Source organism: Motiliproteus coralliicola, from assembly GCF_003345655.1.
GTDB classification, from domain to species: Bacteria; Pseudomonadota; Gammaproteobacteria; order Pseudomonadales; family Balneatricaceae; genus Motiliproteus; species Motiliproteus coralliicola.
This window is the reverse complement of sequence record NZ_QQOH01000003.1, coordinates 419,595-441,815: the sequence shown is the minus strand read 5'-3', so window position 1 is coordinate 441,815 and position 22,221 is coordinate 419,595. Positions and strand designations below refer to the sequence as shown.

General features: G+C 57.2%; 14 protein-coding genes. 11 read left to right on the top strand and 3 right to left on the bottom strand.

Annotated elements, in window-relative coordinates:
* Positions 1–303: 303 nt before the first annotated feature.
* From DV711_RS12855 to DV711_RS12835, 5 genes are all read left to right on the top strand, one after another.
* Positions 304–1,863, top strand: a complete 1,560-nt coding sequence (locus DV711_RS12855; protein WP_243633815.1) for a cytochrome D1 domain-containing protein — start codon at positions 304–306, stop codon at positions 1,861–1,863.
* Positions 1,864–1,999: 136 nt separating this feature from the next.
* The gene (locus tag DV711_RS12850; RefSeq protein ID WP_207802631.1) at positions 2,000–4,696 is read left to right on the top strand and encodes a NapC/NirT family cytochrome c; all 2,697 of its coding nucleotides are present in this window, start codon (positions 2,000–2,002) and stop codon (positions 4,694–4,696) included.
* A 732-nt stretch (positions 4,697–5,428) separates the two neighbouring features.
* Positions 5,429–6,373: a site-specific tyrosine recombinase XerD gene (gene xerD / locus DV711_RS12845; protein WP_114696107.1), complete on the top strand. Its 945-nt coding sequence runs from the start codon at positions 5,429–5,431 to the stop codon at positions 6,371–6,373.
* A 76-nt stretch (positions 6,374–6,449) separates the two neighbouring features.
* The gene (locus DV711_RS12840; protein ID WP_114696106.1) at positions 6,450–7,202 is read left to right on the top strand and encodes a DsbC family protein; all 753 of its coding nucleotides are present in this window, start codon (positions 6,450–6,452) and stop codon (positions 7,200–7,202) included.
* A gap of 433 nt (positions 7,203–7,635) precedes the next feature.
* Positions 7,636–9,537, top strand: coding sequence for a hybrid-cluster NAD(P)-dependent oxidoreductase (locus tag DV711_RS12835; RefSeq protein WP_114696105.1), 1,902 nt, complete (start codon positions 7,636–7,638; stop codon positions 9,535–9,537).
* Positions 9,538–9,565: 28 nt separating this feature from the next.
* Here DV711_RS12835 and DV711_RS12830 read toward each other — a convergent pair whose 3' ends face one another.
* Positions 9,566–10,633: a hypothetical protein gene (locus DV711_RS12830; protein ID WP_114696104.1), complete on the bottom strand. Its 1,068-nt coding sequence runs from the start codon at positions 10,631–10,633 to the stop codon at positions 9,566–9,568.
* A 60-nt stretch (positions 10,634–10,693) separates the two neighbouring features.
* Positions 10,694–11,341, bottom strand: a complete 648-nt coding sequence (locus DV711_RS12825) for a hypothetical protein (RefSeq protein WP_114696103.1) — start codon at positions 11,339–11,341, stop codon at positions 10,694–10,696.
* A gap of 227 nt (positions 11,342–11,568) precedes the next feature.
* Between DV711_RS12825 and DV711_RS12820 the strand changes: the two genes are divergently transcribed.
* The 6 genes from DV711_RS12820 to DV711_RS12795 all read left to right on the top strand — a co-directional run bounded on the left by DV711_RS12820 (position 11,569) and on the right by DV711_RS12795 (position 20,640).
* Positions 11,569–12,600: an AraC family transcriptional regulator gene (locus tag DV711_RS12820; protein ID WP_114696102.1), complete on the top strand. Its 1,032-nt coding sequence runs from the start codon at positions 11,569–11,571 to the stop codon at positions 12,598–12,600.
* 250 nt (positions 12,601–12,850) lie between these two features.
* Positions 12,851–14,998: a fatty acid oxidation complex subunit alpha FadB gene (gene fadB / locus DV711_RS12815; RefSeq protein WP_114696101.1), complete on the top strand. Its 2,148-nt coding sequence runs from the start codon at positions 12,851–12,853 to the stop codon at positions 14,996–14,998.
* Between the two features lie 15 nt (positions 14,999–15,013).
* Positions 15,014–16,189: an acetyl-CoA C-acyltransferase FadA gene (fadA, locus tag DV711_RS12810; RefSeq protein ID WP_114696100.1), complete on the top strand. Its 1,176-nt coding sequence runs from the start codon at positions 15,014–15,016 to the stop codon at positions 16,187–16,189.
* A 425-nt stretch (positions 16,190–16,614) separates the two neighbouring features.
* Complete coding sequence (locus DV711_RS12805) at positions 16,615–18,411, top strand: acyl-CoA dehydrogenase C-terminal domain-containing protein (RefSeq protein WP_114696099.1); 1,797 nt, start codon at positions 16,615–16,617, stop codon at positions 18,409–18,411.
* A gap of 115 nt (positions 18,412–18,526) precedes the next feature.
* Positions 18,527–18,841: an SCP2 sterol-binding domain-containing protein gene (locus tag DV711_RS12800; RefSeq protein ID WP_114696098.1), complete on the top strand. Its 315-nt coding sequence runs from the start codon at positions 18,527–18,529 to the stop codon at positions 18,839–18,841.
* A 116-nt stretch (positions 18,842–18,957) separates the two neighbouring features.
* Entirely contained in the window at positions 18,958–20,640 is a 1,683-nt protein-coding gene (locus DV711_RS12795) for an AMP-binding protein (RefSeq protein WP_114696097.1), read from the top strand.
* Between the two features lie 124 nt (positions 20,641–20,764).
* Here DV711_RS12795 and DV711_RS12790 read toward each other — a convergent pair whose 3' ends face one another.
* Positions 20,765–22,144, bottom strand: a complete 1,380-nt coding sequence (locus DV711_RS12790) for a DegQ family serine endoprotease (RefSeq protein WP_114696096.1) — start codon at positions 22,142–22,144, stop codon at positions 20,765–20,767.
* Positions 22,145–22,221: the final 77 nt, after the last annotated feature.

Genomic DNA, 22,221 nt, shown 5'->3' with positions numbered 1-22,221 from the left:
TTCTTAAGTTAATTATTGATAAAAATCAGCTTTGCTGATGTGGATAGCCAACTTGACAAGGATCAAGTCAGTAAAGTTCCTAGGGGTTTACTATTTTTTCCAGCTCATCAGATAAGTGTCTCTTTCATAAGTGGTTATGACCCAAGAAAAGGACGACATCGCCGATGGGCTCAGAATTCTTGTTGTTAAGGGTTTCTAAAAAGACATTTAAGTCGTTAATGAGGTCACCAACTTATGAAACGAGCTACTCTAGGTCTCTCTACTCTGGCACTGGCTATGGGCCTGAGCGCAGGTGGAAGTGCAATGGCTGCCAATCAGGCGCCGACACTGACTCCGGAAGAGTTTGAAAAAGCCAAAACCATGTACTTCCAGCGTTGTGCTGGCTGTCACGGTGTACTGCGGACTGGCGCTACTGGTAAGAGCCTGCTGCCGAAAGACACTCTGAAGAAGGGCACCGAACGTCTGAGCCGTATCATCGAGCTCGGTACTGAAGGTGGCATGAACAACTTCGACGATATCTTTGAAAAGGCTGACATCGATCTGCTGGCCAAGTACATCCAGAATGAACCGCCTGTTCCGCCTGAAATGTCTCTGGAGATGATGAAGGAGCACACCAAGCAGTTCGTTGCTCTGGAAGACTACCCGACTAAGCCGCTGCACGGCCGTAACTGGGAAAACTTCTTCGTAGTTATCGAGCGTGACGCTGGTAAAGCTGCCATCATCGACGGCGACACCAAAGAAGTTATCGCTCACCTGGACACTGGTTACGCCGTACACGTAATCAAGGGTTCCGAGCACCACAAGGTCGACCATCCGAAAGATGCAGTAGGTCGTTTCTGGTACACCATCGGTCGTGACGGTAAAGTCAACAAGATCGACCTGTGGCAGACGCCTGACAAGATGCTGGTTGCTGAAACCAAGATGGCTTACGACGCACGTGACATCGCCGTATCTGGCGACGGCAAGTACGTCATCGCTGGTGGTTACTGGCCGCCGCACTTCGTCATCATGGACGCAGATACCCTGGATCCGCTGAAAGTCGTATCCACCCGTGGTATCAACGTTGATGGCGAGTACGTTAACGAAGCGCGTGTAGCTGCTATCTACACCACTCCGAACGAGTCAACCTTCCTGGTTGCTGTTAAGGAGCTGGGTCAAATGTGGCAGGTTGACTACACCGACCTGGACAACCTGCGTATCGAGCAGATCAACTCTGCTAAGTTCCTGCACGACGGCTTCTTCGATCCGTCTGGCCGTTACTTCCAGATCGCTGCTAACGCCTCCAACAAGATGGTTGTCGTAGACACCAAGACTCGTAAGCTGGAAGCATTGATCGACGTTGTTGATCTGCCGCACCCGGGTCCGGGCGCCAACTGGATCGACAAAGAGTGTGGTCAGGTTTCTGGTACTACCCACCTGGGTGTAGGTACTGTTTCCGTCTGGGGCAGCGATCCGATCAACAAGCCGGATCAAGCCTGGAAGCTGTGCTACGAAGTTGAAACCGACGGTGCTGGTGTATTCATCCGTACCCATCCTGACTCTCAGTACGTCTGGGCTGACCAGACCAAGCACCCTGAAGTTGAAGTTCAGCAGTCCGTACAAGTCTTCGACAAGGACACTCGCGAGATCGTTAAGACCATCCGCGTGACCGAAGAAGAAGGTAAGGTTGCCGTTCACATCGAATTCACTCAGGACGGCTCTGAAGCTTGGGTCTCTGTCTGGAACCGTAAGGACAACAGCAACGCCACTGGTGAAATCGTGGTTTACGATGCGAAGACTCTCGAAGAGAAGTACCGCATCAAGGGCCTGACTACACCGACTGGTAAGTTCAACGTCCACAACCGTATCAACCACGTAACTTGATCCGGTAGTTGAACCTGATAACCGGAGGGGGCTTCCCCCTCCGGTTCTTGCATTCCCCCTCGCAGTACTTCAGTTGTACCTATAACCAGTACCTATAACTAGAACCACAAGGCTCTTAGATTTCGGAGAGATGGCTATGCCGCAGGGACTTTCTAAGTTGTTATCTCGAAAGATCATTCTTGGCACGTCTATTGGCGTTGGCCTGACCTTCATGCTTGTCGGCGTGATCTTCTGGGGCGGTTTCAATACCGCGATGGAAGCAACCAATACGATGGAATTCTGTATCGGTTGTCACGAGATGAAAAACAACGTTTACGAGGAATACACCCAGACTATCCACTACAACAACCGTAGTGGTGTGCAGGCGGTCTGTTCCGACTGTCACGTTCCACGTGAGTGGACGTACAAACTGATTCGTAAGATCCAGGCCAGTAAAGAGGTCTGGGGCAAAATTACCGGTAAAATCGATACACCCGAGAAGTTCGATGAACACCGGCTAGAGATGGCAGCCCGTGAATGGGCACGGATGAAAGGCACCAATTCACGCGAGTGCCGCAACTGCCACGACTTCAACACCATGATGCCGGAGAACCAGAAGCCGCGTGCGCGTAAGCAGCATATGAACGCGATGAAGGCTGGTAACACCTGTATCGACTGTCACAAAGGTATCGCCCACACGGCGGTCCATGATCAGCTCAGCGACGAAGAGATGGAAGCGCTGAGTGCACCGAACCCCGAGCTGGCGATCGATCTGCCGCCGCAGTGGGTTGCCTTCCTGGCGAAGGAAGAGGAAGAGAAAGCCCGTAAGAAAGCTGAGCAGAAGGCCAAGGCCGAAGCTGCCAAGATTGCCGCAGCCAAGGCAAAAGCCGAGCGCGAGGCCAAGAAAGCCGAGCAGGCTGCCAGCGCGCCGATGGCCGCAGCCCCTGCCGGTGGTGGTAGCTTTGTCGACTGGTCCGGTGTTCCGGCTCGCGACATCACCCTGTTCTACCCGGGTGAAGCCTCCATCGAATGGACTCTGGGCGGTAAGCACAAGACTGGCAAGCACGGCGGTGGTCGCGCCTTCAAGAGCGGTGACCGTTGCGCAGACTGCCACGACGAAGAAACCGCCGATATGGGCCAGAAGATGGTTACCGGCGAGAAGCTCGAGCCGAATGTGATCGCCGGCAAGCGTGGTGCGATTCCGGTCAGCGTTAAGGCGGCCCACGATGCCGACAACCTGTACCTGCGCTTCGAATGGCCTGACACCACCGAGTCCAGCGGTGACAAGATGGATCCGGCTAACCGCATCAAGATCGCCTTCATGCTGTCCAGCGACGCGGTTGAATACGCCGATCGTGCCGGCTGCTGGGGTACCTGTCACGCCGATGCCGATAGCATGCCGTTCGATCCGGAAGGCCAGGAAGTTACCAAGTACCTGACCGAAAGCCGTACCAAGATTGAAGTCAAAGGCCGTCGCGGTAAAGCGATGGGCGGCTGGGACAAGCGCAAGACCGATGACGAGATCGCCGCGGAACTGGAAGCCGGTCGCTTCATGGACATCATCCGCTACAAGGTTGATGAGAAGAAAGTTGAGAACGGTGCCATCCTGGCCGATCGCCTGATGGACGAGACTCCGATCTCGATGGCCAATGCCAAGCTGGAAGACGGTGTCTGGGTTGTCGAGTTCAAGCGTCCGCTGAAGTCTGACAACAAAGGTGATATCAACCTGGATATGGGCCAGATCTACAACTTTGGCTTCGCGATCCACGATGATTACACCAACGCCCGTTACCACCACGTATCCCTGGGCTACAAGCTGGGCTTCGACAACTTCGATGTGGAAGTGAATGCGGTCCAGGCTGAAGCGCTGGCGCAAGCGCCTGCTGCAACCGCAGCGGCCGCGGCACCAGCTGCTGCTCCGGCAGCAGCACCTGCCGCCGGTGGTGCCAGCGATGTCGACTGGTCCGGTGTACCGGTCCGCGATATCACCCTGTTCTACCCGGGTGAAGCCTCTATCGAGTGGACGCTGGGCGGTAAGCACAAGTCCGGTAAGCACGGCGGTGGTCGTGCCTTCAAGAGCGGTGACCGCTGCGTCGATTGCCATGACGAAGAAACCGCCGACATGGGCCAGAAGATTGTCACCGGTGAGAAGCTGGAGCCAAGCGTGATCGCCGGTAAGCGAGCTGGTATCCCGGTCGGTGTGCAGGCTTCCCATGACGGTGAGAACCTGTACCTGCGCTTCAAGTGGGAAGACACCAGCGAGTCCAGCGGTGACAAGATGGACCCGGCCAACCGCATCAAGATCGCCTTTATGCTGTCCACCGACGCGGTTGAATACGCCGATCGTGCCGGCTGCTGGGGCACCTGTCACGCCGATGCCGACTCCATGCCGTTCGATCCGGAAGGCCAGGAAGTTACCAAGTACCTGACCGAAAGCCGTACCAAGATCGAAGTCAAAGGCCGTCGCGGTAAGGCGATGGGCGGCTGGGACAAGCGCAAGTCTGACGACGAGATCAAGGCCGAGCTGGAAGCTGGTCGCTTCATGGACATCATCCGCTACAAGGTCGATGAGCAGAAGCTTGAGAACGGTGCCATTCTGGCAGACCGTATGATGGACGAAACTCCGATCTCCACTGCCAATGCGAAGCTGGAAGATGGTTTCTGGGTTGTTGATTTCAAGCGTCCGTTGAAGTCCGACAACGCCGGTGATGTCAGCCTGGATGTGGGTCAAACTTACAACTTCGGTTTCGCCATCCACGACGACTACACCAACGCTCGTTACCACCACGTATCTCTGGGCTACAAGCTGGGCTTCGATAACTTCGATGTTGAGGTGAACGCAGTCGGCATGTAACTCGGATAGCTCGGGTTGACCTGAGCGAGTCTGAAGATAAAAAACCGGAGGGTGAGAGCCTTCCGGTTTTTTTGTCTGCGGTAATGGTTGGGAAGGTGGCTGGACTGTAATTCAAGGTTTGTACGGATTTATCGCGGTTGTTTTCAACGTTTTGTTGCGCCCCGCCGGGCGCCTTCATTTTTGTCAGTCGCGACAAAAACGAAGCAAAAAACGCTTTTGGTGCCAGCCGCCTGCTGCCGCCCTGACGGGTTCACTGCGCGCGTAAGCAAAATTCGGGGCGCAGCAACGGGGCTCCTGCCCCGACGCTGCGGCTCGGCGTCCCTGCCTCGCCCCTCTTTTGAAAAAGAGGGCCTGATCCGAATTCCGCTTACGTGCTCAACGGCAGCAATGGCAGGTCTTCGACCAAAAAACGGATTGACGGCTTGCACCCTATTCCCCTTCGAAAACGGTAAACCGCGGACTGAAACAGGCCCTTCAGGGTCGTGTCATGGACGACGCGACGGGTCGCAGGGGCATGGATGCCCCTTCGGCCCGCCTTAGGCCGGGGTTTATAGCGCCACGGGCGCGTACCCGCAGGGCGTTTTCGCAGGGGCCGCCTAGGGTTCTTAAGGATATGGCGGCGCATATCCTTAAGGCGCCGGAAATGCGCAATTCAATTCATCCATGATCGATTCTTCTTTCAGTAGTGCTATTGCTCGCTTGAACATCCATTGCGGTGGTATAAAAGGCGCCATGAAAACCAAGCCCAAACCAGAATCCGTCAACCGTAAATACGGTAAGTACGACTACCCCGGCTACGCCGATATCGAGGCCTTTATCGAGACGATCTGGTTGGAAAAGGGCTCAAGCGAACATACCCTCAGTGCCTATCGTCGTGACCTCAAAGCGTTTTCGATCTGGTTGGATCAGGCTGGCGGTCGGCTGATGCAGACCCGCCACGAGGAGATCCGTCGCTACCAGAGTTACCGCCAGCGTGAGGGTTACAGTCGTGCCTCCACGGCGAGGTCGCTGTCCTGTCTGCGGGGGTTTTTCCGTTATCAGCTGCGCGAGCAGGAGATCGATGCCGATCCGACCCTGCGGATCGAGAACCCGAAAAAATCCCGGCCGCTCCCCAAGGTGCTGACCGAGGTCGAAGTGGAGGCGCTGTTGGGGGCGCCGGATCCATCGGATCCGCTGGGTCTGCGTGATCGGGTGATGCTGGAGTTGCTTTACGCCTGTGGTCTGCGAGTCAGCGAGTTGGTGGGGTTGGAGTTGTCGATGGTGAATCTGCGCCAGGGCGTGGTGCGGGTCACCGGCAAGGGTGACAAAGAACGCCTGGTGCCGCTGGGCGAAGAGGCGATCGAGTGGTTGGCGCGCTATCTGCGTCAAGGCCGGGTGCTACTGCTGGAGCGCGGTGACAGCGAGGTGTTGTTCCCGAGCAAGTTGGGTCGTCAGATGACACGTCAGACGTTCTGGCATCGAATTAAGAAGTATGCCGCGTTAGCCGGTATTACCAAGCCGCTGTCGCCCCACACTCTAAGGCATGCCTTTGCCACGCATCTGCTTAATCACGGGGCCGATCTTAGGGTGGTCCAGCTACTGCTGGGGCATTCGAGTCTGTCGACAACCCAGATCTATACTCATATTGCCCAGCACCGATTACAATCACTGCATCAACAACATCATCCCCGTGGCTGAACTTGTTGGGGGTGTTAGCGCTCTAAGGGTGTTATAACCGGGCCCACGGCCATTTTTCACAGATTTTGAGGTGATCATGCGTTTATCCGCTTCTCTGTTTTCTCTGCCCCTGTCGCTTTCGCTGCTGCTGGGAAGTTCCCTGTTGAGTGCTGCCGAGGTGAGTGACTCTCAGCGCAAGCTGATTGTCGATAAGCTACAGCAGGTCAATCCGATGATCGAAGTCAGCGCGGTCAAGCCGTCGGTGATTGAGGGGGTGGTCGAGGTCGAGCTGAGCAGCGGAGAAACCCTGTTCTCTAGCCCCGATGCCAGCCATTTTGTCCTCGGGAATCTGTACCAGTTGAAAAAGGATCGGTTCGTGAACCTCAGCAAGAAGCGCAAAGATCAGTATCGGGCTGAGGCACTGAAGGGGTTGGACAGCGACACCTATATCAGTTTCCCGGCCAAGGGTGAAACCAAGGCGGTGGTTTACGCCTTTACCGATGTGGACTGCGGTTATTGCCGTAAGCTTCACAGCGAGATGGAAGACTACAACAAGCAAGGGATCGAGGTCCGCTATCTGGCCTTTCCTCGCGCCGGCATCGGTTCGGGTACCTACCGGCAGATGGTTTCGGTCTGGTGTGCCGATGATCAGCATGAAGCGATGACCCAGTCCAAAAGCGGTGCCCGGGTAGCGTCGAAGAGCTGTGATAACCCGGTGGCCGATCACTATGACCTGGGGCAGCGTTTCGGTGTCACCGGGACCCCTGCGCTGGTATTGGAAAGCGGCCGCCTGATGCCCGGCTATCTGCCGGCAGCCCGCCTGGCAGCAGAGATCGACGATCAGAGCTAAGGAACCAGCGAACAAGTCTCTGCGGCTTCTGCAAGCGCCTGAAGTACGCAAGTTCTAGACGCAAGCTGAAGCTAATGGCCGTCGCCCTTAGCAAAGGTTGCAACGACGAAATTGTGTGCTTCAGGCCTTGCCCTGCGGGGCTTTCAGCTTGATCCGCACTCTGCGTTGCAGCTTTTCGTAAGGTCTAGACATGACTTCAAAGCTGCGCCTGGATTGCGAACCAAGCTGAAAGCCAGAAGCTAGCAAAGACTTATTCGCAGGTTCCCTAAGTCCTCGATCTCGGAGTGACGAGCAGTAATTTCTTCCTTCCTGCTGCTCGTCTCAATCCGGCATCGAATCACTGATTCGGTGCTCCTTGCTTTAATAAACCGCTGATGAAAAACGGGTTTTGATCTGCTACTTTCAAGCAGTCCCTCAACAGCGGTATTGCATTATGTCCAACCCCTGCGTCAGTCAGATCAGCGTTTATCCGATTAAGTCCACCACCGGTATTCACCTGAATCATGCCTATATGGAGGAGCGGGGGCTGGCGTTCGATCGCCGTTTTGTCGTCGCCCGACCGGACGGCAGCTTCGTCACCGCCCGCACCCATTCCAGATTGTTGCTGGTTCACAGCGCGCTGGGTGCTGACGGTTTGCACCTTCGGGCACCGGAGATGGAACCCATTACGCTGAATTACCGTGATTTCGTTGATGACTACCGGCCATTGGAGATCTGGGGTCAGTCGATGCAGGGCCAGAGTTGCGGTGACGCGGCCGCAGACTGGTTCAGCCGTCTGCTGGAGGAGCCGGTTCAGTTGCTGTACTGCGGTGAGCAGACCCAGCGACCGAGAAAAGAAGGTTTTGACGGCGTGCCGGACGGGCAGGTCAGTTTCGCCGATGCCTCCCCGCTGTTGTTGATCTCTGAAGCCTCTCTGGAGGATCTCAACAGCCGGGTTGGTCGGGAGCTTCCGATGACCCGATTTCGCCCCAACCTGGTGGCCAAGGGTTGCGAAGCCTTTGCCGAGGACAGCTGGAAGCGGATTCGTATCGGTGAGGTCGAGTTTGTCGCTACCGACGGCTGTTCACGTTGTGTGCTGACCAGCATCGACCCGCAGACGGCTCAGCCCGATGCGGATAATGAACCGCTGGTGACGTTGTCACGTTATCGCAAAGGTGAGGATCGGAAGGTCTATTTCGGTCAGAACTTCGTGGCGGCTAATCCGGGAAAAATAACTCTCTATGATCCGATTGAGGTGCTGGAAACTGTCGAGCCGCCGCACTATCCGGATAATGCGCCGCCGAAGCCGAAACCCGCCGTTCGGCCCCATCGCTGGCGCAGTAACGAGCTGGCCGAGCTGCACTGCGTTCATCTGCGAGATGAGACGGCGGATGTGCGCACCTTTACGTTTGAACTGGCCGGTAAGCTTCAGCCGGACTACCAACCGGGCCAGTTTATCTGCCTTGAGCTGGAAGTCGACGGCGAGCCGGTCCATCGAAACTATACCCTATCGAGCAGCCCCAGCCGTCCGGAGCGGTTGTCGATAACGGTCAAGCGAGTCGAGGGCGGGCGGATCTCCAACTGGCTGCACGATAACCTGAAACTGGGTGATTCCATACATGCGCGTGCCCCTGCAGGGGATTTCCACTGTTTCGCCGCGCCTCAGGACAAGATCCTGCTGTTGTCGGCTGGTAGTGGTATCACCCCGATGTTGTCGATGTTGCGCTGGATGACCGACTTGCAGCTTGATAACGATATCGTGTTTTTCCATAGCGCCCATACCGAGGCCGACCTGATCGCCCGCCAAGAGCTGGAACTGCTGGCGGCCCAGCATGGCCGGTGCGAGCTGGTTTACACCCTGACCCAGGCCAAGCCCGGTGATCTGCGCAGCTTCCGTGGTCGATTGGATCGTTCGATGTTGGAGGCGGTGTCAAAGCTCAGCGAGCGGCAGGCCTACGTCTGCGGTCCCCATCCATTTATGGCCCGTGCCAAGGAGTTGTTGTTGGCGCTGGGATTACCGGAAACCCACTACTTCGAAGAGAGCTTCGGGGTGCGGGAGTTTGACGACTCCTCCGATGCGAAGCCGGATCAGCCGGTCAAGATTCTGTTCGACTCCTGGGACAGCTTTGTCGAAGGCGACACCCACAGTACCCTGCTGGAGCAGGCCGAGAAGGCTGGGGTGGCGATTCCATTTTCCTGTCGTGGAGGTTTCTGCGGTAGTTGCCGGGTCAAGCTGGAGAGTGGTGAGGTGGAAGTACTGCAGGATGCCGGCCTGTCAGAGCAGGACAAGGAGCAGGGCTACGTGCTGGCCTGCAGCTGCCGTCCCAAGGGCGACCTGGTGGTCACCCAGGGCTAGCGGCGCGAACTCAATAGTACTGGAGCGGTTAGCGGTCGACTTTGGCCAGCAGCGCAACCCCCTGGCGATACCCTAATCCTCCATTACCGTGCACCATGCCGTAGCGCTCGTCACCGTTCAGCAGACAGTGATGCATACTGATCAGGGCGTTCAGAGCCGGGTTGTTCCAGGCCGCTTTGGCCAGGTTCATGCCGCCGGTGACGGTAATGCTGTGGCGTTGCAGAAACGCCGGAATCTGTTCCAGAACGTCCACCAAGCCCGATGCCAGCAGGAATGCCATCGGCACCACCGGGTAGCAGGTATAGGCTTCGAGCAGGCCCTGACCGGCTTTGAATTCATCCGCAAAATCGACCTTGGCTTCGCGACAGCAGTCCTGATAGGCCGCTTCGAGATGGTCGTAGCGGGCGATCTGTTCGAGCCCCTCGGGGCCGTCCTGCTGCAGTCGACTCAGGCCAACCGCACGGATATCCAGACGCTGCTCAATCGGGCAGGCCAGTTGATCGGCTAATTGATCGCTGACGATCAGCAGGCGGCCCTGAAAGTCCACCAGCGGGTTGGCGCAATCGACCCCGCGGAACAGCGAGGTCAGCGGTTGGTGCCAGCGGGCATCGGGCAGCAGTTCTTCGCTGAACTCATCGCTGAGTACATTGCGGTAACTGAGGCAGTAGTTGTCGAACAGGGCGTGGGCCAGCTGACGGAAGTGGCTTTCGTCGATCTGGTGCAGCTGCAAGAAGCGGAGTGCCAGGGCGTTGTAGGCTTCGGTGATCGGCTGCTGTTGACCGTAGATCTCCATCAACTCCAGTCGTTGATGGCGGGCGTAGCCGGTCTTGATATTGTCCTCGCCGCAGATGACGACCGCCGGAGTACCCTCTTGGATCAGTTGCTGAGCTCGTGCCAGGGCTTCGATCGGGCCACAGCCGCTGCGGAAGTGGTCCGGTTGTTCCGGGCTGTGCCAGTCGGTGCTAAGCGGGTCGATATGGAGCTGGCGCAGGGGATGGCCTAGATCGATGATGCGCTGCTCCAGGGTCAGGCAGTGCTGCATACAGCCGACATTATCGATCACCTTTGCGGCGCTGATTATCTGGGCGCGAGCCATACTCTGTTCCCTTGGCGTTGATGATGGCGCCCGAAGGCGATCTGACTTGGCCTCGGGATGCTAGCAGCTATCGCCGTTGGATTCGATTTTGACTTTGCGGTTCTGGCCGGGCTGGCCGGGAAAGTCGGTAAACAGGGCTTTCAGCATGGCGTTGAACACCGGGGTGATGTTGCTGCAGCGCCCCAGGCTCTGGACACGTCCTTCGTAAATTGGCGGATTGTCCGAAGCGTCGCTGTTGGCCCGGATCTGCAGCCTGAGGATGCGATTGAAGCGGTTTTGTGCTGAGGCATGGGCCATGGATTGATGGGTGATCCAGTCGTGGCGGTCCCAGTGGGTGCCGAAATGGACCGAATTGGATCCCCGATAACTGCCGAAACCGTAACTGAAGTGTGGATAACTGCGAACTTCGGTCTGCACCCCTTCGACTTCGTAATCAAGCAGGGCAACCAAGTCGGTTTGGGCGGCGCCCGGTTGATGGCTGTCGATCACCCGGTAGCCCTCCAGGCTCAGGAAGTGCTCCAGCATAAACCGATGATGATCAAATTCCAGGCTGTCGCGCAGCGCTGGGTCAGCAGGCTGAACGCTGATGGAGCCGCGGTGTTCGAGCTGGTTTTCATGGAAGCTGATCACGTTGGAAGTGACGCTGTTGCAGCCGCTCAGTACCAGGCTAACAAGGCCGATCAGGGCCAGGTGTGAAGGAGATGGCATCGGAATTACCTTATCGGCTCAAGGATTCTCAGCAGGTAACTGGATTGTTGTTGGCTGCTGTTGCGAATTTGGACTCGTCGGCGGCGAACAAGTTCGGCCCGGTGGTGAGGATAAGGGGTCGGTTGGCGGTTTATGTTAGTCATAAAGCAGGTTTTTGACTTGATAAATAGATGTCTTCGTAGTCATATGGTTGCTATTGCTACTGTTATGCTGACTAAGGTGTCGTTGTGTCTGATCTGACTGTCCCCGCTGCGTATGTCCATTCACTGATCAAGTCATTGGAGGATAGCTCCGCCGATCTGCGGGCGCTGCTGGAAGCCGCCGAGATCAGTGCCGAAGAGCTGCAGCAACCGGAGCTCTCTGCTGCCAAGTACGGTCGTCTGTATCAGAAGGCGATGTGGCAGATGCGCGATGAATCCTACGGTATGCCCAGCGGCGGCAAGGTACCCAACGGTACCTTCCGGATGATGTGCCTGTGTTGTATCCATTGTCCGACTCTGGGGGAGGCGATGCAGCGGGCCAGCGAGTTTTACGAGATCTGTCGCGGCGCGCGAATAAAGCCCAAGTACGAAGAACGCGGCCGCCATGGCAGCATCTCCCTGGCGCCACTGGAAGAGGTCAGTGTTGAAGAGTTCGACCAGATTATGGCCGATGCCGGTCGAAATTCGATCCGTACCGCGTTGTCCTGCTGGCACCATTTTCAGAGCTGGCTGGTGGGCCGTCGGGTGGAATTGTCAGCAGTTTGCTTCAGCTTTTCCAAGCCCCGAGATGCCCGTGATTATGAGGTGCTGTTTCAGGCTCCGGTGAAATTTAATCAGCCGGTCAATCAGCTACGTTTCGAGTTGACCCAGTCCAAACTGCCGCTGGTTCAGACCGAAGAGAGCCTGCAGGGCTTCTTAAAAACCGCACCCTATCAACTGTTGGTGATGGTCGATAGTGACAACAGCCTGAGGGCCCAGGTAAGGGCGCTGATTGGGCGAGATTTCAGTCGCCCGCTGCCGGGGGCTGAACAGGTGGCTGAAGCCCTGCACATGTCGGTAACCACGCTACGTCGGCGCCTGCAGGCTGAAGGGACCTCCTACCAGAAGATCAAGGATGAGTGCCGTCGCGAGGCGGCAACCAACTATTTGAGTTATCCGGATCTCAGCAATACCGACGTGGCCCTGCTGATGGGCTTTGAAGAGACCAGCGCATTTTTCCGTTCGTTCAAAAAATGGACCGGTATGACCCCCGGCGATTACCGCCGTCAGATCAGCTGAATCCAGACCCCATCGATCCCTGCAATCCTCTCCCTGGCTGCTAAGTTGTAGGCAGTACGGCTGTGGTTTATTGCGCGTTAGAGTGCGCTTAATAAACCAGGTAGACCGTTTTTGTCATTAATTTGGCCAAAACTGACATTGTCTGCTGCTGGCTGCTGACCAACAATGCATTATCCCTGCCGGGCTGAGACCCGGGAGAACAATAACCATCCACTCCGAGCGATTCGGATAACCGGATAAGGGTGAAACCATGATCTACCAAGGACAAGCGATTCAGGTCATCGCGTTGGAAGATAACATCTTCGAACTGCGCTTTGATCGTGAAGGCAGCTCGATCAATAAGTTTGACGAGCAGGCGCTGACAGAATTCAAGGCAGCGATCGAAGCGTTGCAGGGCCAGAGCAATATTGCCGGTGTGCTGGTGAGCAGCGCCAAGGACGCGTTCATCGTCGGTGCCGATATCACCATGTTCCACGGTGTCTTTGCCCGTAGCGAAGAAGAGATCGTCGAGATGAATCTGGGCTTGAACCAGATCTTCAATGCCCTGGAAGACCTGCCTTGTCCGACCGTCACCGCGATCAACGGTCTGGCCCTGGGTGGTGGTTTCGAGCTCTGCCTGTCGACTGACTATCGAGTAATGGCCGACAGCGCCAAGGTTGGTCTGCCGGAAGTGAAGCTGGGTATCTTCCCGGGTTGGGGTGGCAGCGTACGTCTACCGCGTCTGATCGGGGTGGACAATGCGATCGAATGGATCTGTAGCGGCAACGAAAAACGTGCCGACAAAGCCTTGTTTGAAGGTGCTGCCGACGTGGTTGTTTCGGTCGATCAGGTGCGTGCGGCCGCACTGGATCTGCTGGCCCAGTGTCAGGCCGGTAAAGTCGATTATCTGGCGCGGCGTGCCGAGAAGACCAGCCCGGTCAAATTGACGCCGATGGACGCGATGATGGCGTTTGAAACCGCCAAAGGTTTTGTTGCCGGTAAGGCGGGACCTCACTACCCGGCACCGGTAGCGGCAATCAAGGCGATGCAGAAACACGCAGCCATGGGGCGTGACAAGGCGCTGGAGGTGGAAGCCAAGGCGTTTGCCAAAGTGGCCAAGACCGACGTTTGCGCCAACCTAGTCGGCCTGTTCCTGAGCGATCAGCAGATCAAGAAAGTTTCTGCCAGTCATGTCGAAGGTGCGGCCAAGGTCGGGCAGGCTGCGGTTCTGGGTGCCGGCATCATGGGTGGCGGTATCGCTTATCAGTCCGCCGTTAAAGGTACGCCGATCCTGATGAAGGATATCAACGAGCAAGCGATCCAGACCGGTCTGGATGAAGCCAGCCGTCTGTTGTCCGGTCAGGTTGAGCGTGGTCGCATGGACAGCAAGAAGATGGCGGCGAGCCTCAGTCGGATTCGCCCGACCCTGAGCTACGGTGACTTTGCCGAAGTCGATCTGGTGGTCGAGGCCGTGGTCGAGAATCCCAAGGTCAAAGGGATGGTGCTGGCCGAGGTCGAAAAGCAGGTCGATAAAGACACGATTCTGACCTCCAACACCTCAACGATCTCCATCAGCCGTCTGGCCGAGTCGCTGCAGCGGCCGGAAAATTTCTGCGGTATGCACTTCTTCAACCCGGTGCACCGGATGCCGCTGGTGGAAGTGATCCGCGGTGAAAAAACCTCCGACGCCGCTATTGCCGCTACTGTGGCCTATGCCCAGAAGATGGGTAAGACCCCGATCGTGGTCAATGACTGCCCCGGCTTCCTGGTTAATCGGATCCTGTTCCCCTACTTCGGCGGTTTCGCCAAGCTGCTGGAAGCCGGTGTAGAACTGGCTCGCATCGACAAGGTCATGGAGCGCTTTGGCTGGCCGATGGGCCCGGCTTACCTGCTCGATGTGGTGGGCCTGGATACCGCCGTTCATGCCAACGGCGTGATGGCTGAAGGCTTCCCGGATCGAATGGCCAGTGATAATCCCAGTGCGATTGCCAAACTGGTAGAACAGGGACGCCTGGGCCAGAAGAGTGGCAGCGGTTTCTACAACTATGAGAAGGATCGCAAAGGCAAGCTGCGTAAGCAGCCGGCGCCGGAGATTCAGGCGTTGCTGGATTCAGTGGTGACCGAAAAACGTGACTTCAGCGATGAAGAGATCATCGCCGCGATGATGGTGCCGTTGTGCATGGAGACCGTTCGCTGCCTGGAGGACAACATCGTTGCCTCGGCGGCCGAAGCCGATATGGGGCTGATCTACGGCATCGGTTTCCCTCCGTTCCGCGGTGGAGCACTGCGCTATATCGATGCCATGGGTGTGGCCGAATTCTGCCAGTTGGCCGACAGCTTTGCGGGCCTGGGCAACCTATACAAGCCGACTGATAAGCTGCGTGCGATGGCCGCAGACAATCAGCGTTTTTACAGTTAATCGGGGGATCGAGAGATGAGTTATTTGGATACCGATGCGGTAATTGTTGATGCCGTCCGTACCCCGATGGGGCGTTCCAAGCAGGGCGCTTTCCGTAATGTTCGTGCCGATGAGCTGTCGGCTGTGTTGGTCGACGCACTGTTCGAGCGTAACGAAGGCGTCAAGCCGAACCAGACCGATGATCTGATCTGGGGCTGTGTAAACCAGACTCTGGAGCAGGGTTTCAATATCGCCCGCTCCGTCGGTCTGTTGAGTCGACTGCCCCACGAAGTGCCCGCTCAGACCGTCAACCGTCTGTGTGGCTCCTCGATGTCGGCGCTGCATACCGCCGCTCAAGCCATTCTAAGCGGCAACGGCGACCAGTTTATGGTCGGTGGCGTCGAGCACATGGGCCATGTGGCCATGACCCATGGGGTCGATATCACCCCGTCGCTGAGCAAGCATGCGGCCAAGGCGTCGATGATGATGGGCCTGACCGCCGAGATGCTGTCCAAGCTGCACGGCATCAGCCGTGAGCAGCAGGATGCCTTCGCCCTGGCATCGCACCAGAAAGCTCATGCCGCGACGCTGGCGGGCGGTTTTGCCAATGAAATCATCCCGGTTGAGGGTCATGACGACAACGGCTTTAAGAAGTTGATCGAGGTCGACGAAGTGATCCGTGCCGACGCTTCGCTGGACTCGCTGGCGGGGCTGCGTCCGGTGTTTGATCCCAAGGGCGGTACTGTGACCGCCGGTAGCTCCTCGGCGCTCTCCGATGGTGCCTCCGCGGTGCTGCTGATGTCCGGTGCCAAAGCCAAAGCGTTGGGGCTGACGCCGCGGGCGCGCATTCGTTCTATGGGTGTGGCGGGCTGTGATCCGGCGATCATGGGCTATGGTCCGGTTCCGGCGTCGAAACAGGCGCTGAAAAAGGCCGGTCTGACCACCGCCGATCTGGATTTTATCGAGCTTAATGAAGCCTTTGCGGCCCAGGCGCTGCCGGTGCTGAAGGATCTGAAGCTGCTGGATCAGATGGAGCAGAAGGTCAACCTGCACGGGGGCGCCATCGCGCTTGGTCATCCGTTGGGTTGCTCCGGCACCCGGATCATCACCACCTTGCTGAACGTGATGGAGCAGCGCCAGGGCACCCTGGGTCTGGCTACCATGTGTATCGGCATGGGGCAGGGGGTTGCGACCGTTATCGAGCGCCTCTAATCACACTAACTCTTTTGAACACAGGCGCTTCTCGTTGGGCGTCTTCCTCTGGGGTGTCTCACCCTGTTGGGATCGGCTTGCCGATTTCAAGTGTGTCTTTTGCCACGGCTCTGCCGTGGCTTTTTTTCTGGTACGCACTGTCTCTTTTTGAACTATCCTGTTGTATGTGATGGCTGGTTTTGTCTGTGCAGGATTGGCCTGCGCTTCTCGTCTTTTAATTTAATCAATCGATTGATTTTATTGGTGATGCGGTGCGAAATGCTACGCCGATTCAGCTTGGGTTTGGTTGAAATTGTTAGTTAATAGGGTGGGATTTGACATTGTTGGTTAGCGGCGCTTGAACGATGCTTTTAAGCATCAGGGTACTGCCTGGCGGTACCGTTAAATAAGAATATTGTCGGCCCAATAAAGCCTGGGAGATCAACATGCCTGACTATAAAGCACCACTGCGTGATATCCGTTTTGTCCTGAATGAGATGCTCGATACCGAACAGCATTACGTCAATCTGGGGGCGGATGAGGCTTCACCGGATATGGTTGATGCCATCATCGAAGAGGGTGCCAAGTTCTCCGAGCAGGTGCTGGCACCGCTGAACCGGGTCGGCGATACCCAGGGCTGTCAGTGGAATGATGGCGAAGTGACTACGCCGGACGGCTTCAAAGAGGCCTATCAGCAGTTTGTTGAAGGTGGCTGGCCGTCGCTGGCCCATAACACCGAGCTGGGTGGTCAGGGCCTGCCGGAATCCCTGGGGCTGGTGCTGAATGAAATGGTCGGTTCGGCGAACTGGTCCTGGAGCATGTACCCGGGGCTGAGCCATGGTGCGATGAACACCATCGAGGCCCATGGGACCGATGACCAGAAACAGACCTACCTGACCCAACTGATCTCCGGTAACTGGACCGGCACCATGTGCCTGACCGAACCCCACTGCGGCACCGATCTGGGACTGCTGCGTACCAAGGCCGAGCCAAACGACGACGGCACTTACAGCGTCTCCGGCACCAAGATATTTATCTCCGCCGGTGAGCATGACATGGCCGAGAATATCGTCCATATCGTGCTGGCACGCCTACCGGATGCTCCCGAAGGGACCAAGGGCATTTCGCTGTTTATCGTGCCCAAGTTCAATGTCAACGACGATGGTTCGCTAGGCGATCGCAACGGTGTGGCCTGTGGCTCGCTGGAGCACAAGATGGGTATCCACGGTAACTCCACCTGTGTGATGAACTTCGATAGCGCCAAAGGTTACCTGATCGGGCCGCCAAACAAGGGCCTGAACTGCATGTTCACCTTTATGAATACCGCTCGTCTGGGTACTGCGATCCAGGGGTTGTGCCACGCCGAGGTCGGTTTTCAGGGCTCGCTGGATTACGCCCGCGAACGACTGCAGATGCGCTCGCTGACCGGACCGAAGGCGCCGGAGAAGTCCGCCGACCCGATCATTGTCCATCCCGATGTGCGCCGGATGTTGCTGACTCAGAAGGCCTTTGCCGAGGGTGGCCGGGCGTTGATCTACTTTGCCGCTCAGCAGGTCGATATTGTTAAGCACGCCAACACCGATGAAGAGCGCCAGCAGGCGGATGCGCTGCTGTCCTTCCTGACCCCGATCGCCAAGGCATTCCTGACCGAAGTCGGTTTCGAGTCCGCCAACCTGGGTCTGCAGTGTTTTGGTGGTCACGGCTTTATCAGCGAGTGGGGCATGGAACAGAACGTCCGGGATTCACGGATCTCGATGCTGTACGAGGGAACCACCGGTATCCAGGCGCTGGACCTGCTGGGTCGCAAGGTGCTGATGAGCCAGGGCGAGTCGCTGAAGACCTTCACCAAGATCGTGCATAAATTCTGTCAGGCCGCCGAAGGCGATGAAGCGATGGCCGCTTACGTTGAGCCCTTGAACAAGCTCAACAAAGAGTGGGGTGAGCTGACCATGAAGATCGGTATGTCGGCGATGCAGAACCGCGAAGAGGTGGGCGCCGCATCGGTCGATTACCTGATGTACTCCGGTTACATCGTGCTGGCTTACTTCTGGGCTCGCAGTGCTCAGGTTGCGCAGCAGAAGCTGGCCGAAGGCACCTCCGAAGAGGCGTTCTATCAGGCCAAACTGGCGACGGCGAACTTCTACTTCGCCCGCCTCCTGCCGCGCACTCAGACTCTGGCGACCACCATGACCTCCGGTGCCGATAATCTGATGGCGCTGGCCGCCGAAGATTTCGCCTTCTGATCGGAGTGAGTCGATGGTTTCTATGCGCGCTCCGAGGCCGCCCGCTGCCGGGCGGCCCAATGCCAAATTTCTCAACAGCACTAATCTCAATACACTGACATCCGGGAGAGAATCTATGTCACATCAACAAATGCTCGATACCATGGTGAGCCGTTTTGACGCCGATGCGGCCGGCGATCTGGATGCGGTTTTCCAGTATCAGCTCGAAGGGGGCGATCCCTTCTACGTGACCATTGTCGACGGTACCTGTACTCTCAATGCCGGTGAGCACGATGATCCCAATGCCACCCTGAGCCTGGATGACGAAACCTTCGAGGAGCTTCTGTCCGGCGAAACCGATGGGATGCAGGCGTTTATGGCCGGTAAGCTGATGGTGACCGGTGACATGATGCTGGCGACTCGACTGACAGCGCTTTTCCCGGTCAGCTAAAGTGAAGTCAGGGCCTGTTAACAGCCCCTTGTGGTATTGCCCGCCCGGTTGAGACCCGGCGGGCCGATGTGTTTATCGCTGCTCCCATTCGAATAACAACAGGACTAGGTCAGATAATGAACGTGAGTGAAGTAGCCAGCCAAGAGATCACCCAGGAAAAGCCCTTTCTGGCAGCGATTAATCCGGACGGGGTTAACTCGATCAATGAAGTGCTGGCGTTATCCTGTCAACGATTTTCCGACCAACCAGCCTACACCAGTCTCGGGCGTACGCTGACATACACCGAGGTGGATCGTCTTTCGGCAGACTTTGCCGCTTTTCTCCAACACGTGCTCGGACTCAAGGCGGGTGATCGCATTGCGGTCCAGCTCCCCAACTTAATCCAGTATCCGGTGGTGGTTTTCGGCGCCATTCGGGCCGGGCTGGTAGTCGTGAATACCAACCCACTTTATACCGCCAACGAGATGCGTCACCAGTTCAACGATTCCGGTGCTAAGGCGCTGGTCGTTTTCGCCGGCTGCGGTGATCGTGCGGAACAGGTGATCAAGGATACGCCCATTGAGCACGTTATTGTCACCGAAGTGGCCGATCTACATAGCCCGTTCAAGCGGCTGCTGCTGAACTCGGTGGTCAAGTACATCAAGAAAATGGTGCCCAAGTACAATATCCCTGGCGCCATTTCGCTGAATCAGGCTCTCGAACAGGGGCGTGAATTTGATCATGCCCCCGCCAATCCCGGTCCCGAGGATCTGGCGATTCTGCAGTACACCGGGGGAACCACCGGGGTGGCCAAGGGGGCGATGCTCACCCACGGTAATCTGGTCGCTAATTACCTACAGCTGGCTACTCATTTCGGCGATTTTATCGGTGCTAAAAAAGAGGTCTTTATCGGTCCGTTGCCGCTCTACCATATCTATGCCTTCACGCTGCATTGCATGTTGCTGTTGGGTACCGGCAATCAAAGTGTACTGATCCCCAATCCACGCGATATTCCCGGCTTTGTCAAAGAGCTGAAGAAATGGAAGTTTACCGGCTTTGCCGGGCTTAACACCCTGTTTGTGGCGTTGGCCAACAACAAGGAGTTCGGTGAGCTGGACTTCAGCCAGCTGAAATTTACCGCATCCGGGGGCATGGCCCTGACCATGGATGCCGCTAAACAGTGGGAACAGGTCACCGGCTGCGGCATTCTTGAGGGTTACGGACTGACCGAAACCTCACCGGCCGTCACTTTCAATCAGCCCGGCAAGGTACAGCTGGGGTCGATCGGCATACCGATTCCGCTGACTCAATTGAAAGTGGTGGATGATGAAGGGGTGGAGCTGCCGACCGGTCAGCCGGGTGAGCTCTGTATCCGTGGTCCCCAGGTGATGGATGGCTACTGGCAGCGTCCGGATGAAACCGCCGAGGTGATGTCCGCCGATGGTTGGTTCCAATCCGGCGATATGGCGATTCTGGCCGATGACGGCTTTGCCCGTATAGTCGATCGCAAGAAGGACATGATCATCGTGTCCGGCTTCAACGTTTATCCGAACGAGATCGAGGATGTGGTCTGCACCATGCCGGAAGTGCTGGAGTGCGCCGCTATTGGGGTCCCGGACGAGCGCAGCGGTGAGGTGGTGAAGCTGTTTGTGGTTCGCAATGATGACAGCCTCGGGGTCGAGCAGATCGTCGAATACTGCCGTGAACGACTGACCGCGTATAAGATTCCGCGTCAGGTCGAGTTCTGCGATGAACTGCCCAAGACCAATGTCGGCAAGGTACTGCGTCGCGCCCTGAAGAGTCCGCCGACCGCAGCCTGAGATCGTTTCCAGTCTGATTGCAAGGCGTCGCTAGCCGGAGCTATTACCGATCTCGGTTGATAGCTCCGGTTTTCTTTCTGGGCTCCATCTGTGACTTCGGATCAGTCCTATCTACTGGTGTTGGTTAACGATTGGATAGTGCTAGATAGAGCACATTACCGCCGCGATTGATCAACAGCAGCAGTTTGCGACTGCGACTATTGGCCGCCTTGGCGAATTCATCCAGATTGTTGATCTGGCGGCGATTAACGGCACTGATAATGTCGCCGCTGCGTAGACCCGTGAATGCCGCCGGGCTGTTGCGTTCGATGGTTTCGATCACCACGCCCTGATCGCTCTCGGCCAGAGTGGCGCCTTTGAGGTTGCTGCTGTAGCTGCCGCCATCGGTGGAGCCCTGACTGGGCTGGTCCAGCATCACGGTTTTGTCCAGTCGCTTGCCGTCGCGCAGCAGCTCCAGCTTGATCTCGGAATCGATCAGCCAGACGCCCAGTTTGGAGCGCAGTTCGGCGGTGTTTTTCACCGGCTGATCGTTAACTCGAAGGATCACATCACCGGAGCGAAGGTCGTTCTTTTCCGCCGCTGAGCCCGGCGAGATCTGGCTGATCAAGATGCCTTTTTCGTCGGCTCCCATGCCGAAGGCTTCGGCAAGGTCCGGGGAGATATCCTGTAGTGCAACGCCGAGGCTACCGCGGCGAACCTCGCCGTTGGCTTCCAACTGGCGGGTGATGGCGCGGGTCATGTTGCTGGGGATCGCAAAGCCGATGCCGACGTTGCCGCCCCCCGGGGCGATGATCGCGGTGTTGATACCCACCAGTTCACCACGCAGGTTGACCAGGGCGCCGCCGGAGTTGCCAGGGTTGATCGATGCATCGGTCTGAATAAAGTTCTCATAGCCTTCGATCCCTAGGCCGGTGCGTCCCAGGGCACTGACGATGCCGGTGGTGACGGTCTGACCGAGGCCGAAGGGGTTACCGATTGCAACCACGAAGTCTCCCACTTCCAGCGCATCGGAGTTGGCCAGCGGTACTTCGGTCAGGTTGTCCGCTTCGACCTTAAGTAGCGCCAGATCCGCGTCAGGATCGCTGCCGATCAGAGTGGCCTGCAGGCTGCGACCGTCGGTCAGGGCGATATGGATCTCATCGGAATTGGCGATCACATGGTGGTTGGTCACCACCAGCCCCTGCTCGGCATCGATAATGACCCCGGAGCCGGCGCTCTGCGAGCGGCGTTGGCGCTGCGGCTGTTGGGGTTGCTGGGGCAGGCTGAAGAAGCGGCGAAAGAACGGATCCTGCAATAGGGGATTGCTGACCCGGCGATTGGTGAAGGTGGAGATGTTTACCACGGCCGGGGTTACCGACTTCATCAACGGTGCCAGGGTTGGTAGCGGTTGACCTTGGGAGTCATGGGCCGGCAGCGTGGCGTTGGCTTGCGCGCTGAGTAGCCCCAGGGCCATGACGGCGGTCAGGATCAGGGGACGTGAGAGGGTTCGAAATGCCTGCGTCATCGCGGGTCGGGCTCCTAATTCATGACTGATTGAACCGTTTGGATTGCGCGGCGGCCAAAAAGTTTAGCCGCAGACCG